We start from the raw sequence: 14,951 nt of genomic DNA, 5'->3' as shown, positions 1-14,951 counted from the left end.
CATCGCAGGCCCTATCCTCACGGCGTTTAGTGCCATCGTGCCACTTGTAGTAGGAAGACCTGTTGACATCAAGGACCTTACACATCCGCTTGACCGAGTATTCGGTGCGGTGGTCTTCAACAAACTGCAAAGCGGATCACCAGTTTGTCTCTGCCGCGAAATATTTCATAGCCTTCTGCAGGATCTCTCGCTGTTCACGCAGCCTAGCGTTTTCCTTTTCGAGTTCGCGTATGCGTTGTGCGTCAGAAATCTCTTGGGCTTGCTTTGCTAACCGCTTGGTGCGGGCTCGCTTGCCGGTACCGAGTGCCTTCACCCAGCCGTGCAATGTGGCTCGATTAATACCGAGATCGCTCGAAGCCTGCTGCAAGGAAAGACCCAGATTGTCCTCATAGAAGGCAACCGCATCCCTTTTGAACTGCTCGTCATAGCGTTTCGCTGACATGGTGGTAGATTACCTTTCCCCCAGCCCGACTGAGCTGAGATTGGGTGTCTACCTAACGGGGGTCAGGTCCGACTACTCCTAATCGGGTGTCCAAGCCATATCCGGGAGGTGTCCAACCTCCCGGATATTTTGGCCGACCGGCGGACTAGGAGGGCGATTTCCCTGCGCGACTCACCTGGGGCATGAATACGACCTCATAACATGGGGAATATATGTTCGATTAATTTAGGAATGATGTCGAACCTGCCTGTAAAATAAATTGCAGGTATAGATTGCCACCCTTCTAGCCGAGGATACGAGGGGACGAACCAATCTAGTGTTAGGATCAAATTGAAGTTGAGGAGGTGAAGTTATGGAACCCCTGTTGCAGTTCCTTGCATGGGCTACCCAACGTGAGTCTGATGAAGGTCTGAACCCTTCGATTACGAATATGAAGGCACAGAAGTTGTCCTACCTCGCGGAGAGTCTCTATGGACACTTGGAAAACCGCGATTTATCCGCCGGAACCTTCCAGGCCTGGGACCACGGACCGGCGCAGCCAGATTTGTACCGGTTTATCAAGTCTAGAGTTGGCGAAAGCCCTGCAGCCCCTTTGGAGCCATTTTCGACGGGTGACGCTATACCGCACGATGTCGAGGAAATCTTCGATGGCATTTGGGAAAACTTCGGCGGGATGACTGCCACTCAACTGCGAAACTTCACGCACACCTACGGTCCATATGAACACCATTATCGAGTCGGCGTTCGAGGTATCACGATCCCGAAGAATGAGATTCACGGCGCGTGGCCAGACTTCATTAATGGTCTCCACATTTTTGAACGTTCACCCGAAATGCGACGCCGAGTTGACGCTCTCAAAACTCTACCCTCGCATATTGACGCGTATTCAACGGACGGATTAAACAAGGAACTAATCCACAACATTTTTGCTGGACACGCCACCGAACGATGAGTTCACCCTTCCCGAAAGTTGTCCGGCAAGGCCGCCTCTACTTCGTCAGCGACGAAAAAATAACATTCGTCTCCAACAGTAAGCGAAATTGGCATGACACCCGTCGCCCGGTTCTGGTGGTCTCCCGTGACAAAGTGAACAACGATGAGTCAAACGAGGCCGTTTTCGTGTGCCCCCTCTCAAGTGGAGGTAACTCATCGAGTTTCGACGTTAAAATTGCCGCTTACGAAGGAGGGCTACGTAAGAGAAGTTGGGTGAGGGTCGACCACTGCCAGCGCCTTCTCAAAAGCGACCTACAAGACTGCCTATCACAGGACGGGATTACACCCGCCGCTATGGAAGAGGTTCTCGCTAACCTCGCGGAAATCTTTCTTACACCATAGGGAATCGGCGAGTATCCTGCAAGGGAATCAATTTCAACTGGAACAGGCATACCGGCTGGGAGGATGAATATCCGAATCTCCCCGCACCGCCGCGAGGCGGAGTGCCTTTATTTTTCTGAAGTGCCCCACTCAGGGCCCCGGGACCTTGTGAGTTCGAGTGTCACCAAAAGATCATTCCGATACTCTTCGTATACTCAATAAAAACAAGATCGGTCTTTCCACTGTGAAGTCCTGCTTCATTTGACAATCCAGAACCGTATAATTTCGCGCCATCACTCAGGAGAATACGTGTACAAAATCTCAGGGTAAGGCAATAGATTGATCAAACTATGACAGGCAGCGAAGTTGAAGCGATGAAGCTTCGAGAATTGATCGCCGTTTCATACGGCAACCTTGCCATGGCTCACTATGCCGTGAATCGAGGTGACCAGTCCTATTCTCGCACTGCCTATATGATCAGAGCACGCCTCACCAAAGGGCTCAAATCTGAGTCAATGTCCATGGGTTCCATGTTTGAAGATGAGAAGTGGAAGCTCGAAAGAGAACGCAGTTGTTCCTATTGCGGTGCTGAAGAAGGGCTGGTTCTTGACCACCTCATACCTAAGAATCTTGGCGGATCTGACTCCGGAGATAACTTGGTTCTCGCTTGTGCAACCTGCAACAGCTCAAAAGGAGGCAAGGATTTCCTGGTTTGGTGTAGAGACCAAAATGTGTTTCCACCGCTCATGGTTCTGCGCAGGTATTTGAAAATCTTAGTGAAACATGCCGAAGAGGTGGGGGCAATGGATTTGACGCTTGATTCTCAGGCGGTTCAAATGCTGCCATTCGCTATCGATGAGCTGCCAACATCAAGGTTTCCACAGCCCCCACTCCTCCGTCTTTAGGATCACAGCGCTGAACAATTTGCGCTATCTCCGGGTCTCCTGGAGGGGCCAAGTGTCGTGAGCACCTGCGCCCCCTAGGAAGACGTCGGCATTGAGCAATCCCCTACTCTTCTCCCTAGCCTGCCCACTGAAGCAGTGCTTTGATCTCCTGCTTTGCGTGTGGAGTGAGCGCTTTGTTGTCTCGGAGCATTTGTGCGCCTCGGAGGCGGATGAACTGACGATATTCCTCGGCATTTTCCGGGTTTTGGGTTTCTACCGTCTCCCGGGCCTGGTGCATTTGGCTCATGTCCTGCAGCACCTGGCGGCGGATCACCCAGCGCCCCCAAAGCAAAATCAGGGCGCACACGAGTGCAACCACGGCAGCGGCGGGCGTCCAGAGGTACAGCAACCCAGCTAGGACCATGAGGGCTGTCACCAGTACACCAACTGAATGTACGTAATCCTGGCGGTCCTTGGAGAGCGTCTGCTGCCCCACCGCGATAAACGTTTCTTTGAAACTCGGGCGAGCATTGCCGTTGTGTGAAGAAGATGTAGACATTTTTCTGTTCCCAGCCCTATTCCTTGCCCTATTCCTAGCCCTATTCCTAGCCCTGCGTACGCAGGTATTCTACGGCGGATTCGGTGACCACATCCACAGCCTGCTGCACCTCGGCGGGTGCATGGGGGAAGCTCACAGAGACGTCAGCCACCTTGTGCATATCCAGGTCATTCCAGGAATCGCCGAGGGTGTGCACTTCCACGGTTTCGCCGAGTTCTTGTTCCACGAGTTCGCGCAGGTGAGTCAAGCCAGTTCCCTTGTTGGCGCCGTGTGGCACCAGGTCCAGGAAGTTCTGATTGCGGTGTACCTCTACCGCGCAACCAACATTTTCCCGTAGCCACTGCTCCACCTGCACAAACTCCGGCTCGGGCAGGTCCACCCACAATGGGATGCCCACGAACTGATGCTTGTCCAGGTCCGCCACATCCAATGGCACAAAATCCAAAATCAGATCCGTTGCCCCCTCGCTGGAAATATTGTTTGCCAATTGCACGTCGGGGCTATCCAAGGTGGTGGCAAATACCGCCACACCCTTGCGCGCACCGAACTCACCCAACACCTCACGTACCACCGATGTTGGGATGGTGTCCGCGATGATCGGCGAAAAGTCCTTGTCAGCCACCACGGCACCGGTGTAGAGGACGTAGTAATCAAAAGGCAACGCCTCATGTTCAATGGCCAACTTGGTAGCCTCAATGGATTTGCCGGTGTTGCACACCGCGATGTTCCCGCGGCGCCGCCATTCCTGCAAGGCTTCCTTGGTTCCAAGGGCGAGTTGGCGGTTGAAGAACAGTGTGCCGTCGAGGTCAATGCTTGCGAGTTTTTTCATAATTGTTCCCTAAGGTGTTGGTGCGCAGGCTTTACAGCAGTGAACGGGCAAAAGCGATTACCCGGACTGGACTGCGGGCCACTTGCCAATAGTTACCTTCTCAAGACGCAGGCCGCGGTCCCAGATTATTGCTGGTGCACCGCGGCCTTTGCTGTGCCGCTTGAAGGTGCGGCGGAAGTAATTGGTTCGCTTATGGGGCGAGGATACCTGCCCAGTAGCCAAGAATACCCACGGCGAACATGCCGAAGATGATCCAGATTGCATTGACCTTCTTGCGCAGAAGCCACATGCACAGGAACGTCAGGCCCAGTGCAACGAGGCCAGGCAGGAGGGCATCCAGGGTGTCCTGCATGGTGGTGACCACCGTCTCACCCTCTTGGTTGGTGTACTCGGTGAGCACGAATGGGATGTTAATGCTGGTCCACTTGCTCACCAGGGAGCCCATCACAAACAGACCCATGATGGACGCGATCTGCGTAAGGCGCTGCAGCGTATGGCCGCCAACCTCAGAAACCACCTCAATACCCTTCTGGTAGCCGGCCTTGAAGCCGTACCAACGGGTAGCGATGCGCAGCACGCTCAAGCCAACGAAGAACAGCAGTGGGCCCAGCAGGTTACCGTTGATGGCAAGCGAGGCGCCAAGCGCAGCAAGCACAGGGCGCGCGGTGCCCCAGAAGATCGGGTCACCCACACCGGCCAGGGGACCCATGAGGCCCACTTTCACGTTGGTGACGTCGGCTTCTGAAATATCCTCACCGGCTGCGCGCTGGCGCTCCATAGCGGTGGTCACACCGAAGATTGAGGAGGCTACCCATGGTTGGGTGTTGAAGAACTCCAGGTGGCGGCCCAACGCAGCAGCCTGGTCTTCCTTCTTGTTGTAGAAGCGCTTGATCGCGGGGATCATGGTCACTGCCACGCCGATTGCCTGCATGCGCTCGAAGTTGAAGGAGCCGAGCATGAAGGTTGAGCGCCAGTAGATGGACCAGTAGTCGCGCTTGGTCAATTCTGGGACGTCACGCTTTGGCAGGACGTCTGCACCTGGGTTGATTGGTTCAGGAGTAGTCATGATGGTTCCTGCCTCACTCGAGTTCGTTGTCGTAGTTAGCACCCACACGCGCTGGCTGTGCAGCACCTGGCGCCTTGATGGCGTCGTGGAAACGTGGGTTGAGCTGGACGTAAATCACTGCCAGGCAGGCACCGATAATGCCCAGGCCCACCAGGTTCATGTCTGGGATGAAGGCGGCGATTACGAAGCCTAGGAAGAAGAACGGCATGAGAGCCTTTGCCTTCATCATGTTGATCACCATGGCGTAACCGACAACCACAATGAAGCCACCGGCGATCTGCAGACCAACGGAGACCACCTCTGGGATGGAGTTGAGCCAGGTTTCCACCAGGTCAGTGCCGGCTGCCGCAGCAACGGCCGCGGTGGGAACCGCCACGCGCAGACCCTGCAGGAGCAGCGCGCTGAAGTGCATGATTTCCACGCCTCTGAAGTTGGCGTCTTTGGCAAACCTGTCTGCTTGGTGCTGGAAGAACACCGCGATAGTTCGAACAAAGATGGTGAGCACCTGGCCAGCCGCAGCCAGCGGAACAGCGATAGCAACACCTGTCTGGATGGGTTGCTCACCGACGATCACCACCACAGCGGCAATCGTGGAGGCGAGGGCGGCGTCTGGGGCCATTGCGGCGCCCACGTTCATCCAGCCGAGCGCGATGAGTTCGAGCGTACCGCCGAGGATGATGCCGGTTTCGAGGTCGCCCAGCACAAGGCCCATCAGAGTACAGGCCACGAGTGGGCGGTGGAACTGGCGCTCGTCGAGCACCGATGCCATACCCGCAACCAATGCCACGAGGATGACGAGGATAAATTGGGTGGTAGACATTACACCAATCCTTTTTCTTTGAGCTTGCCCATCATGTCAGTGCGCTGGCTGTTGGGAACTTGCTGGAGGGTCATCTTCACGCCGAGGGCATCCAGAGCCTTGTAGGCGGCAACGTGCTCGTCGTCTACTGAAACGGCCTCGGTAATGAGGGTCATGCCTTGTTTGAAGGTCACACCGCCAACATTGACTTCATTCACCTTCACGCCGGCTTCAATGAGCTTGAGCGCATCCATTGGGCTTTCCACCACGATCATGGTCTTCATGCCCTTGTACTCAGGGTTGAAGTACACGCGGATAGCCTTATCCACGGGAAGCACGTTGGTGCGCGCCGAAGCAGGCCCAACTTGCAGGAGCAATTGCTTGCGCAGCTTGTCATTTGCCGCCGCATCACTTGCCGCAATGAGGGTTTGCGGCCCCCAGTGATTCACCCAGGAACCAGCAACCTGGCCGTGGATGAGGCGGGAGTCGATGCGCAGGAAGACCACGTTCATGGTCTCGTTGGGGTCACGCGGGAAATTGGGATCAATCTCACCTGCGGGAGCTGCAGCGGGAACGACGTCACCAGCAGGCTGTTCACCGGCTGGCTTCGGAGCCTTGCCACCTTTAAAGGCGCGCACGCCCGTGGACCCGGCTTTGAGAGCTTTCTTCACGAGGGATTCTACGGTGGCCCCAGAGCGCTTAGCACCCTGGAATACCTCCATAAGCATGGGAATGTTCACACCAGACACCACGTCCGCATTTTCGCGTTCTGCAACAAAGCGCGCAGCGGCGTTGTAAGGGCTACCACCGAAAAGGTCCACCAAGAACACAACCTCTTCGCCGTCAGGGACAACGGCTGCGTAGGCATCGAGGAGATCTTCTGGACCCTGACCTGGCAAGAAAGTAATCGCGTGAGCGTTTTCCACCTTGCCAACGATCATTTCAGCGGACGCAAGGAGTGCTGGTGCTGATTCACCATGTGTAGCAATCACGATAGAAACCATGTGCTTCTCCGTTTTGGTCAGCAGGAATTTTTAGATAAGCAACCGAACAGGCAGCCTGACTCCGGCCCGTATCGTGCAGTCCGCCGCCTTCAGTTGGACTCAGTGTGCCCCCCTCAAACGGGGCAGAACAAGCTTCTTCACCATGCCCGTTCCCACACTGGCTCAAATCCCACATTTTTTCGTTCCCCCCGTTTAGGTCAGGTGCTACCGCAAGGGCTTCCGTTCCTCCTCGGCCAATTTTCAAACACAGTCAGGCACATTTCCTGAAATGCTCGGCTTTTTCCAGCGTTTTGGCAGGCGAGCGGGCTTAAGTAATAACTATAAGAACATAGATAAAAACCAAGCTACCCCTGCCTGTGATCTATGCCATCTTCACAGCATTGGCCCGACAAACATCACAATTTACCCCCAAAAGGGGGCATTAATTTAAGAACCTCATTCACAAACTTTCATCTACGGTATCGACCCGACACAGCTGTGAAAGAAATTTGACTCCTCGCGCGAAAATCGGACTATGCTTGGGGTCAGTTCTCAGGGCGGGGCGAAATTCCCCACCGGCGGTGATACCAAGCATTGCTTGGGCAAGCCCGCGAGCGCCTCCCAACTGTTGGGAGGGTCAAGCAGATTGTGGTGAGATTCCACAGCCGACGGTCACAGTCCGGATGAAAGAGGACGGCTGATAGCGAACTCAAGGAGTTCACGCGATGCACAATCGCTTTCCTGTGTTCCCACAGGAAGCACCGTGATTGCGCAATAGTCCGTGTACTAATTTGGGTTCCACTCAACCAACAGCCTTGGGGATTTACTGTTTGTGAACACGTGTTTGCTGCACAAATTGTGCCGCAAACCCCTCAACAAAGGATTGTTCAAGTGAATCTTCTCAATGACTTTCTCAATGCCACCCTCTACATCGGCGGCGTTCCCATCCTGTGGCGTGAGATCGTTGGAAATGCCTTCGGTCTTGCCTCCGCAATCGGCGGTATGAAGCGCGTTGTGTGGGCGTGGCCAGTGGGCATCATCGGAAACGTGCTCCTCTTCACCGTTTTCATGGGTGGACTTTTCCACACTCCACAAAACCTCGACCTCTACGGGCAGGCCGGCCGGCAGGTGATGTTCATCATCGTCAGCGTTTACGGCTGGTGGACCTGGTCCCGCGCAAAGCGCCAAGGTTTGAAAGAGCACGAAGAGCTGGATCCATCCCGCTCCATCGTCTCTGAGCCACACGAAACCGCCGAGGCCGTGCAACCACACTGGGCAACGAACAAGCAGCGTGCAGGCATGATCGCCTTCGCAGTCACCGGCACCATCGTCTTCTCATGGATCTTCTCCGCCCTCGGCTCCTGGGGCCCAGTTGCCGACGCCTGGATTTTCACCGGCTCCATCCTGGCCACCTACGGCATGGCCAGGGGCTGGACCGAGTTCTGGTTGGTTTGGATTGGTGTGGACATCGTTGGTGTTCCATTGCTGCTCATGGCGGGCTACTACCCATCCGCAGCGCTGTACATCGTGTACGCCGCGTTTGTGATCTGGGGCTTCGTGGTATGGCTTCGGGTTCAGCGCCAAAAGGAGCCCGCACAGGAAAACCCTGGCCAGTTGGCCAGGGTGGCATCCGGATCCTAGATCCCGCGGGGCATCACAAGCCACGCAATAAAGTAGAAAATCGCCTGCGGCCCAGGAAGCAGGAAGCTTGCCAAAAATGCGATACGCAGCAAGGTGACGTTCCAGCCGTAGGTTTCCGCAAATCCGCCAAGCACACCGGCAACCATCGAATCGGTGGAGCTTCGGTGCAACCTGCGCTGCAGGAACGGTGTGCTTTGGCCAACTGGCAGGCCGTCGCGGTCATAGGTGGTGCCGGCAAAAGTATTCACGGTTAGCCCTTTCTCAGTGGAATTGTTGCTGATGCCACCTATTTTGCGCGCCGAGGGGCGAGGCGCGCATCGGGGTTGTCCCTGAAAAACTCCCTGATATTCGGGGCTAACCGACGCAGCCAGCGCCGCTACCGCTCAGGGAAGGCTTGCTCGGCGCAGGCTGCGCTCTGAAAGTCAGTTACTGCATCCAGCTTCACTTCGAGCACTTTGCGAAAAAACTGCTGCAACACCTCAGCTTCCTCAGCGCTCATGTGGTCAAAGACAACCTTTCGCACCACTTCCACATGCCCAGGCGCTGCCGCCTCGATGCGCTTCTGCCCTTCGTCGGTAAGCTGCACATGCACCCCGCGGCCGTCGTGCTCAGCTTTCGCCTTAGTCACCAGCCCGCGACGTTCCATTCGGGTGATCTGGTGGGAGGTGCGGGAACGATCCCATTCCAATTGAGCGCAAAGCTCTTTGAGGCGCATCGTCTTTTCCGGATGCTCGGAAAGTGCCACCAACACCGCGAACTCCGAGGCAGTAATGCCCTCCCCTTGCTGCAGCGTCTCGTCCAGGCTGCGGTCGATGCGGTGGATTGAGCGCAGCAACAGACGCCACAAATCCTGCTCTTCGGGGTTAAGCCACCTTGGTTCGGTGGAGGAGGCTGCAGGAGAGTTCTCTACAGATGCGGTCATGGGGATCACGCAACCTTTCAAATCTGTTGAAGTGTCCATTATTGCAAGGTAGTTACCCATTTTTCCAAAAGCATCTGTGCTACCGATCGGATGTGCGCCGAGCAGAATACTGAGCGTTTTTGGCGGCCAGCATTCCTCGCGACACACCGGAGAGGCCTCGGAAAGCTGCAGGTAAATACCGTGATGAAAATAAATATAGCAAAATAGTTGACACATCACCATGAGGGTGTATTGTGTTTTGTAGACACGGCAACAAGCCACTGCTTCCCGCTTCCGCCGCATTGCGTGGCGGGCCTTGGGTCTCGGGCCTTGGGGTGTTGTCCGTGAAATATCAACAGACTTCTAAGGAGCAATCATGACTGACTTCACCGGTACCTACGTTCTCGACGCTGCACACTCCGAGATCGGCTTTGTTACTCGCCACGCTGCTGTGACCAAGGTTCGCGGCAAGTTCGACGAGTTCGACGCATCCGTAACCATCGATGGCGCTGCCCCAGCCAACAACAAGGCTGTTGCAACCATCAAGACTCACTCCCTGAACACCGGTAACGCTGACCGGGATGCTCACGTTCGCGGCGATGACTTCTTCTCTGTTGAGCAGTTCCCAGAGATCCACTTCGAGGCCGAGGGCTTTGACTTCCAGGGCCAGGAGGAGTTCGAGGTCGAGGGCAACATCACCATCAAGGGTGTGACCAAGCCAGTTCGTCTCAATGTTGAGTTCTTGGGCGTTGCTGAGGATCCTTACGGCCAGACCCGCCTTGGCTTCGCGGCTTCCACCAAGATCAACCGCAAGGATTTCGGCATTGACTTTAATGCTCCTCTGAAGACGGGCGGCCTCCTGCTGTCTGAGGAGATCAAGATTGAGATTGACGGCTCCGCTGTGAAGCAGGGCTAAGCTGATCCCCCTTCAGCAGGTCTAATCTTCCCCGTAGAGGGTGGTGAGCAATTCACCACCCTCTCTTTTTTATGGGCGGGCTACGTTGTAGACGTATTTCACCACACCGTTGGGGTACGCCTCATGCTCTACGAGCTCAAGCCACTGGGCGGCGAGGTCTGCCTCAGTAAACAGGCGTTTGCCTGCCCCCAAAAGCACGGGGAATACGAGCAGGTGGTATCGGTCCACGAGGCCCGCTTCGGCAAGGCTTTTCCCGAGTGTTGCGGAACCGTGCACTAAGATCGGTCCGCCCCCAGTGCGTTCTTTAAGCTCCCGCACTTCATCGATGCTCCGCAGGATAGTTGCGGGCCAGCCTGCGTCTTGCTCCTCCAAAGTGGTGGAAACAACGTAGCGGGGCATGGCATTGTATTCCGCAAATTCTTCCATGGTGGGCCAGATTGGCGCGAAGGCTTGGTAACTGTTACGCCCGAGGAGCATTGCGCCAGCTTCTTGTTGTTCGCGGCCTTTGATCTCATACGCCTCGGGGAGGAGCTCCACTTGGGTGGTCCATCCGGTGTTGCGGTAGCCGGGTTCACCGCCGGGTGCTTCCATCACTCCATCTAGGGAGATGAATGCCGTCACAATAATTTCACGCATTGCACAATCCTAGGCCTATTCCTGGCGGCTTCCTATTTGCTTCAGGGATTCAATCCCCAAGTCCAGGTTTCTCCGGATGGAGTCATATCGCTCAGGCACGCATGTGAGCACGAAAACTTGGGTGTGTTCAGCTATTTCCTCAAACAAGCCAGCCATTTTTCTGATGCGGCGTTGGTCAGTGGCTCCAAGGGCGTCATCGATGAACACCGGAACTTGACTCTGGGCTGTGAGTTTGGCAATTGCAAAGCGGTTGAGCACGGCGAGCTGTTCTTTCGCACCACCGGAGAGTGAATCGAGGGGTAGGCGGATATGGCCTACCTCGCGCTCTTGGAGGGTGAGGGCATCATCCACTTGGAACTCCACCTCGTGGCCATACACGGCCCGTGCCAGGCGCTTGAGTTCCTGCACGTAGGGTGCCGCGTATTTCCTGCGGGCTTCGTCTCGATTGTTGCGCAACGTGCTGTGGAGTAGGTGCGCAGCTGCAGCTCGGCGTTCCACGGCTTCTGCACGCCGGCGAAGTGCGTGGAGGTTTTCTTCGGCCAGCATGAGTACCTCTGCGGCTCCCGCGTTGTTGTGGATGTCATTCTGCAGCTGATCGAGGCGCGCCCCGGCCTCAGCTTCACGGATCTTGGTGTTCTCCAGTTCCTGTGCGATGGCATCACCCTCAGCACGCAACGCCGCCAGGTCAAGAGCTTGAGCCTTTGCTTTTGCCTCGTGGAGTTCTTCCGTTGCTGTGTTGAGAGCACTGTTAGCAGCTTCGAGTTCTTGTTGGAGCTTTTCGGTTGGCTGCTCTGCTTCCTTTTGGGCAAACTCCTTTGCCAGTTGTTGGGCCTGTTCTTCTGCATCATTCGCAAGGGCCTGTGCAGGAAGCAACTCCAGGCGGGCCCCGCCTTTGAGTGCAAGTTCGAGCGCAGCGGATGCCCCACGATACTCCACACGGGTTTCCCCGAGCTGGGCCTCTACACTGGAAATCTCCGCTACCAGCTCCTCCACGCCTCGATCCGCACCCAGATCGGGTTGGTTATCTTCTTTTTCCAGACCTTCCCCTTCCAACGCGTCCCGGAGCGCGGCTATGCCGAACTTCACTTCCTCGTGGCTGCGTCCGGCAAGCAATTGGTTCAGGCTACTTTGGGTGTTGTTGAGCTGGTGAGAAGCCTCTACCCAAGCTGCGTGCTTTTCTTTGAGTTGTTCCAGCGTGTCCACTTGGCTCTGCTCCAGCAGGCGCTCAAGCCGGGCCCGGGCACGTGTGACGGCCTCTGCTCGATCCCGAGTACTTTCTCCTGCTTTGAAGATTGCTCGCAGCCCTGCGTGTTCAACAGTGATGTCCTCGAGAACTGGTATTTTCACCCCATCTGCATCGACCTGAGTTGCGGCACCGTCAAGGCTTATCTCCAGTGCTTCGCTGCCGTCTCCCAGCTCCAGGTGGAGGCTGGCAGCGGCGCTTTTGGCAACTGCCTCCAATGCCTTGAGCTCAGATTGCGCTTCTTCTACCTCTGCCAAGGTTGCGCCCGCGATTTCTGGTACGGCCTTCAGTTCCAAAATCGATGCGGTGAGGGCCCCAATCTCCTCCTCTTCCTGAAGCAAGCGAGCAAGTTCTTCGCGTTGAAGCACCTTTCGCTGCTGGATCCTTAATCCATCCAGCTTCTGCTGCAGTTGCTCTTCACGGGCCAGCAGGCTGCTTTGTTTTTCCCTCGCCACTTCCACGGCTTGCTCTTCAGCCTGAGCCTTTTCCGCGAGACCATCAATGCCAGCCAGCATTTGCTGCGCTTTGGCCAAGGCTTTTTCCATCTGCGCTTGTGCTGCGTTTCGATCCTCCAAAGCCCGAGCCGCACGTTCTTGCTGGTGAGTGGCAGATTCCCAGCGGGATTGCGCTAGGGAAACGCTGTGGTGAAGTTTTTCTGCCAGCTCGATCTCCTGCTGAATCTCGCGTTGGGCCTGCTCGATTTCGGGGATCTTCGCTTGCGCAAGTTCTTGGTCAGCGATTGCTTGTTCAACCTGTGCAACATTCTGCTGCACCTTCTCGTGGTATTGCCGAGCTTGATTGACCGCCTCTTCACCATCAGCCACGGCGTTTCGGGCTTTGAGAAGATCCCCTGAGGGTTTGCCCGTGGCGGAGAAGTAATTGCTGTATTCCTTCTGAACTCGTTTCTCAAGCTCAGTCAAGGCCTCGGTTTCCAGGCTATTCCCTTGCTCTCCCTCGGCGGAAAGTACGGTGGTTAATGCGGGAATACCAGCGGCTTCAATTGCGGGTGCGGCCTCGCCTTGGCGCATAAACAATGCCTCGCTGAGGTCGCTGTCCATGTGAGTGCCAATGATTTCTGCCAGCCGCTGGTCGGCATTGGTGCCTGTGAGCACACCACGTTCAGATACTGGAGCTTCAATGGTGAGTTCATGAATCTTGGACTTGAGCCAGCGCTTATGGATGCTGAGGCTGTATGGCCCGATCTCGAGGGTGAGCGTCACCTCGGGACCTACATCTTTCCCGTATGGCTGGGTGGCACGAATCTCTTTCTTGCTGCTGGCAAATGGGGTGTGGAGAACGTGGTGGATCGCCTCCATGATGGTGGATTTGCCTTGCTCATTTGGGCCGGAGATCATCACCAAGCCGGTGCTTGGGATGTTGTTGATCTCCAAGTGTTCGATTCCTCGGAAGTGGGCAATGCTAATACTGCACAAAATCATGGCTCTTACCTCCCCGCCTTCTGGATGCTCGCGCCACCGCCTACAACGCCGCCCACGCCCCGTGTTTCCGAACTTGTGCCGTAATCAAGCCCACTGCTGAGCCTAAAGAGCAGGTTGATTGCATCTTTTGCAGTTTCTGCCCCCTTCGCGTCAACCAGCCCAATCATTTCTTTGCCATTTCCGGTCCGCGCCTGTTCTCGAAGTTGCTCGAGGGTGGTTGCGGCGAATCCACTGAGGCCGAATTCTTCGAGTTCTTCCTCGCCGGGTTCGATCATCAAATCCATGAGACGCTGGCGTTCGTATAGAGCCGCGAACACCGGACGGAGTTCCTCAATCCCTTCTTGGAGATGGCGCATTGAGCGCAGGTCCAGTGAACCGATGAGTGCGTACTTCACTACCGTGGTCTCTTTGAATTTGTAGTCTCGGAGCTGTTGAAGGAAGTCTTCAACATCGTTGAAGTGATTCACCTCTGCCACGATGGACTCAAAAGTCCACTTCCCCACTGGCACCGCCTCAACGGAGACAGTGCTGTTTCCGTGAACGCCGCCAACGCGCTTTTCAATCTCCACTACCAGTGCGTTCCCGGACGCAAACTCACCGCGGCCTCCTTCCCCGAGTTTGTGGAAGTCCGTGGTTTCCGGCGAACCGGAGTACCACACCTTGCCGCTGGTCCCCAGGGCTTGCGTGGAGTGGGTATCTCCCAATGCAAGGTAGTCAATAACACCTTCCGCGATGCGCTCTTCCACAGCATTGAGGTCAATGAGGGCGGTGTTCGTGGTATCCCCGAATCCTTCCACCGCACCGTGGCCTACCGCGATCCTAATGGTGTCTTCCGCCGGCTCAAGGTGCCGGAGCGCGGCCGCCACGAGGTCCTCGCTCGGTACCTTGGAAAGCAGCGGTGCCCCGACGAGCTCAACATGAGGTGCCGTCTCCACCCGGACCGGGGTGCTGTCAGCCAGCACATGCACTCCCTCGATCTCCTGGGCGCGGTAAAACACGGAGTCTGCAGTAAGTGGGTCATGGTTTCCGCTCATCAAGTACACCGGCACCGGCAATTGCCTGAGAACCTCGAGGGCACGCCCGGTAGTTTTTGGGGCGAGCGAGTTGTGTTCAAACACGTCACCGGCAACCACGATGAATGCACAGTCTCGCTCTTTCGCTATCTCACCCAGGCGGCGAACAGCGGCGAGGCGGTCTGAGGCAAAGCGCTCCTGCGCGCCTTCATCCTCTCCGCTCAAAAACCAGCGGGTCATCCCGAGCTGGAAGTCTGATGTATGCAGGAACCGAATGTTCATAGTT

16 protein-coding genes and 1 riboswitch are annotated in these 14,951 nt (G+C 56.0%); of the genes, 5 read left to right on the top strand and 11 right to left on the bottom strand.

The features are described 5' to 3' along the window. Nucleotides 1–136: 136 nt before the first annotated feature. Nucleotides 137–442 carry a transposase gene (locus NQ018_RS06435; RefSeq protein ID WP_257059711.1) on the bottom strand — a complete coding sequence of 102 codons (306 nt, stop codon included), beginning with the start codon at nucleotides 440–442 and terminating at the stop codon, nucleotides 137–139. A gap of 352 nt (nucleotides 443–794) precedes the next feature. On the opposite strand from NQ018_RS06435, the gene NQ018_RS06430 reads away from it, so the two are divergent. From NQ018_RS06430 to NQ018_RS06425, 3 genes are all read left to right on the top strand, one after another. After that, entirely contained in the window at nucleotides 795–1,394 is a 600-nt protein-coding gene (locus NQ018_RS06430) for a Panacea domain-containing protein (protein ID WP_257059709.1), read from the top strand. Beyond that, nucleotides 1,391–1,777 carry a type II toxin-antitoxin system PemK/MazF family toxin gene (locus tag NQ018_RS11615; RefSeq protein ID WP_373566908.1) on the top strand — a complete coding sequence of 129 codons (387 nt, stop codon included), beginning with the start codon at nucleotides 1,391–1,393 and terminating at the stop codon, nucleotides 1,775–1,777. The genes NQ018_RS06430 and NQ018_RS11615 overlap by 4 nt, the downstream gene beginning before the upstream one ends. 329 nt (nucleotides 1,778–2,106) lie before the next feature. Then, nucleotides 2,107–2,661 (top strand): HNH endonuclease, encoded by a 555-nt coding sequence (locus NQ018_RS06425; RefSeq protein ID WP_257059707.1) that lies wholly within the window; start codon nucleotides 2,107–2,109, stop codon nucleotides 2,659–2,661. A 115-nt stretch (nucleotides 2,662–2,776) separates the two neighbouring features. Here the strand turns inward: NQ018_RS06425 and NQ018_RS06420 are convergent, their stop codons facing one another. The 5 genes from NQ018_RS06420 to NQ018_RS06400 all read right to left on the bottom strand — a co-directional run bounded on the left by NQ018_RS06420 (nucleotide 2,777) and on the right by NQ018_RS06400 (nucleotide 6,897). Next, the gene (locus NQ018_RS06420; RefSeq protein WP_257059693.1) at nucleotides 2,777–3,199 is read right to left on the bottom strand and encodes a hypothetical protein; all 423 of its coding nucleotides are present in this window, start codon (nucleotides 3,197–3,199) and stop codon (nucleotides 2,777–2,779) included. Nucleotides 3,200–3,245: 46 nt separating this feature from the next. Continuing rightward, nucleotides 3,246–4,028, bottom strand: coding sequence for an HAD hydrolase family protein (locus NQ018_RS06415; protein WP_257059691.1), 783 nt, complete (start codon nucleotides 4,026–4,028; stop codon nucleotides 3,246–3,248). Nucleotides 4,029–4,218: 190 nt separating this feature from the next. Further along, nucleotides 4,219–5,094, bottom strand: a complete 876-nt coding sequence (locus NQ018_RS06410; protein WP_257052199.1) for a PTS system mannose/fructose/sorbose family transporter subunit IID — start codon at nucleotides 5,092–5,094, stop codon at nucleotides 4,219–4,221. A 13-nt stretch (nucleotides 5,095–5,107) separates the two neighbouring features. Further along, nucleotides 5,108–5,914: a PTS mannose/fructose/sorbose transporter subunit IIC gene (locus NQ018_RS06405; protein ID WP_257059688.1), complete on the bottom strand. Its 807-nt coding sequence runs from the start codon at nucleotides 5,912–5,914 to the stop codon at nucleotides 5,108–5,110. Beyond that, complete coding sequence (locus tag NQ018_RS06400; RefSeq protein WP_257059686.1) at nucleotides 5,914–6,897, bottom strand: mannose/fructose/sorbose PTS transporter subunit IIA; 984 nt, start codon at nucleotides 6,895–6,897, stop codon at nucleotides 5,914–5,916. The genes NQ018_RS06405 and NQ018_RS06400 overlap by 1 nt, the downstream gene beginning before the upstream one ends. A gap of 523 nt (nucleotides 6,898–7,420) precedes the next feature. Continuing rightward, nucleotides 7,421–7,575, top strand: a riboswitch (FMN riboswitch). A gap of 192 nt (nucleotides 7,576–7,767) precedes the next feature. Between NQ018_RS06400 and NQ018_RS06395 the strand changes: the two genes are divergently transcribed. Then, nucleotides 7,768–8,517 carry a nicotinamide mononucleotide transporter family protein gene (locus tag NQ018_RS06395; RefSeq protein WP_257059685.1) on the top strand — a complete coding sequence of 250 codons (750 nt, stop codon included), beginning with the start codon at nucleotides 7,768–7,770 and terminating at the stop codon, nucleotides 8,515–8,517. On the opposite strand, the gene NQ018_RS06390 is transcribed toward NQ018_RS06395, so the two are convergent. Then, a complete protein-coding gene (locus tag NQ018_RS06390; RefSeq protein WP_257059722.1) occupies nucleotides 8,514–8,726 on the bottom strand; it encodes a PspC domain-containing protein in 213 nt (70 codons plus the stop codon). The two genes, NQ018_RS06395 and NQ018_RS06390, sit on opposite strands and share 4 nt — an antisense overlap. A 167-nt stretch (nucleotides 8,727–8,893) precedes the next feature. Then, complete coding sequence (locus tag NQ018_RS06385; RefSeq protein ID WP_257059682.1) at nucleotides 8,894–9,439, bottom strand: MarR family winged helix-turn-helix transcriptional regulator; 546 nt, start codon at nucleotides 9,437–9,439, stop codon at nucleotides 8,894–8,896. 355 nt (nucleotides 9,440–9,794) lie between these two features. Between NQ018_RS06385 and NQ018_RS06380 the strand changes: the two genes are divergently transcribed. Beyond that, a complete protein-coding gene (locus tag NQ018_RS06380; RefSeq protein WP_257059680.1) occupies nucleotides 9,795–10,334 on the top strand; it encodes a YceI family protein in 540 nt (179 codons plus the stop codon). A gap of 69 nt (nucleotides 10,335–10,403) precedes the next feature. On the opposite strand, the gene NQ018_RS06375 is transcribed toward NQ018_RS06380, so the two are convergent. The 3 genes from NQ018_RS06375 to NQ018_RS06365 are packed head-to-tail and all read right to left on the bottom strand — an operon-like array spanning nucleotide 10,404 to nucleotide 14,947. Then, nucleotides 10,404–10,970: a dihydrofolate reductase family protein gene (locus NQ018_RS06375; protein ID WP_257059678.1), complete on the bottom strand. Its 567-nt coding sequence runs from the start codon at nucleotides 10,968–10,970 to the stop codon at nucleotides 10,404–10,406. A gap of 15 nt (nucleotides 10,971–10,985) precedes the next feature. After that, nucleotides 10,986–13,652: an AAA family ATPase gene (locus tag NQ018_RS06370; protein ID WP_257059676.1), complete on the bottom strand. Its 2,667-nt coding sequence runs from the start codon at nucleotides 13,650–13,652 to the stop codon at nucleotides 10,986–10,988. 5 nt (nucleotides 13,653–13,657) lie between these two features. Beyond that, a complete protein-coding gene (locus NQ018_RS06365; protein ID WP_257059674.1) occupies nucleotides 13,658–14,947 on the bottom strand; it encodes a metallophosphoesterase family protein in 1,290 nt (429 codons plus the stop codon). Between the last annotated feature and the right edge of the window lie 4 nt (nucleotides 14,948–14,951).

This window comes from Corynebacterium kozikiae (genome assembly GCF_024580965.1).
Taxonomy (GTDB): domain Bacteria; phylum Actinomycetota; class Actinomycetes; order Mycobacteriales; family Mycobacteriaceae; genus Corynebacterium; species Corynebacterium kozikiae.
This window is presented reverse-complemented; position numbering and strand designations above follow the sequence as displayed.

Excerpts from the sequence above, each read along its gene's own strand:
- NQ018_RS11615 (WP_373566908.1), top strand. The coding sequence starts at position 1,391 with ATGAGTTCACCCTTCCCGAAAGTTGTCCGGCAAGGCCGCCTCTACTTC.
- NQ018_RS06410 (WP_257052199.1), bottom strand. The coding sequence starts at position 5,094 with ATGACTACTCCTGAACCAATCAACCCAGGTGCAGACGTCCTGCCAAAG.
- NQ018_RS06365 (WP_257059674.1), bottom strand. The coding sequence starts at position 14,947 with ATGAACATTCGGTTCCTGCATACATCAGACTTCCAGCTCGGGATGACC.
- NQ018_RS06415 (WP_257059691.1), bottom strand. The coding sequence starts at position 4,028 with ATGAAAAAACTCGCAAGCATTGACCTCGACGGCACACTGTTCTTCAAC.
- NQ018_RS06425 (WP_257059707.1), top strand. The coding sequence starts at position 2,107 with ATGACAGGCAGCGAAGTTGAAGCGATGAAGCTTCGAGAATTGATCGCC.
- NQ018_RS06370 (WP_257059676.1), bottom strand. The coding sequence starts at position 13,652 with ATGATTTTGTGCAGTATTAGCATTGCCCACTTCCGAGGAATCGAACAC.
- NQ018_RS06375 (WP_257059678.1), bottom strand. The coding sequence starts at position 10,970 with ATGCGTGAAATTATTGTGACGGCATTCATCTCCCTAGATGGAGTGATG.
- NQ018_RS06430 (WP_257059709.1), top strand. The coding sequence starts at position 795 with ATGGAACCCCTGTTGCAGTTCCTTGCATGGGCTACCCAACGTGAGTCT.
- NQ018_RS06405 (WP_257059688.1), bottom strand. The coding sequence starts at position 5,914 with ATGTCTACCACCCAATTTATCCTCGTCATCCTCGTGGCATTGGTTGCG.
- NQ018_RS06385 (WP_257059682.1), bottom strand. The coding sequence starts at position 9,439 with ATGACCGCATCTGTAGAGAACTCTCCTGCAGCCTCCTCCACCGAACCA.
- NQ018_RS06400 (WP_257059686.1), bottom strand. The coding sequence starts at position 6,897 with ATGGTTTCTATCGTGATTGCTACACATGGTGAATCAGCACCAGCACTC.
- NQ018_RS06435 (WP_257059711.1), bottom strand. The coding sequence starts at position 442 with ATGTCAGCGAAACGCTATGACGAGCAGTTCAAAAGGGATGCGGTTGCC.
- NQ018_RS06380 (WP_257059680.1), top strand. The coding sequence starts at position 9,795 with ATGACTGACTTCACCGGTACCTACGTTCTCGACGCTGCACACTCCGAG.
- NQ018_RS06420 (WP_257059693.1), bottom strand. The coding sequence starts at position 3,199 with ATGTCTACATCTTCTTCACACAACGGCAATGCTCGCCCGAGTTTCAAA.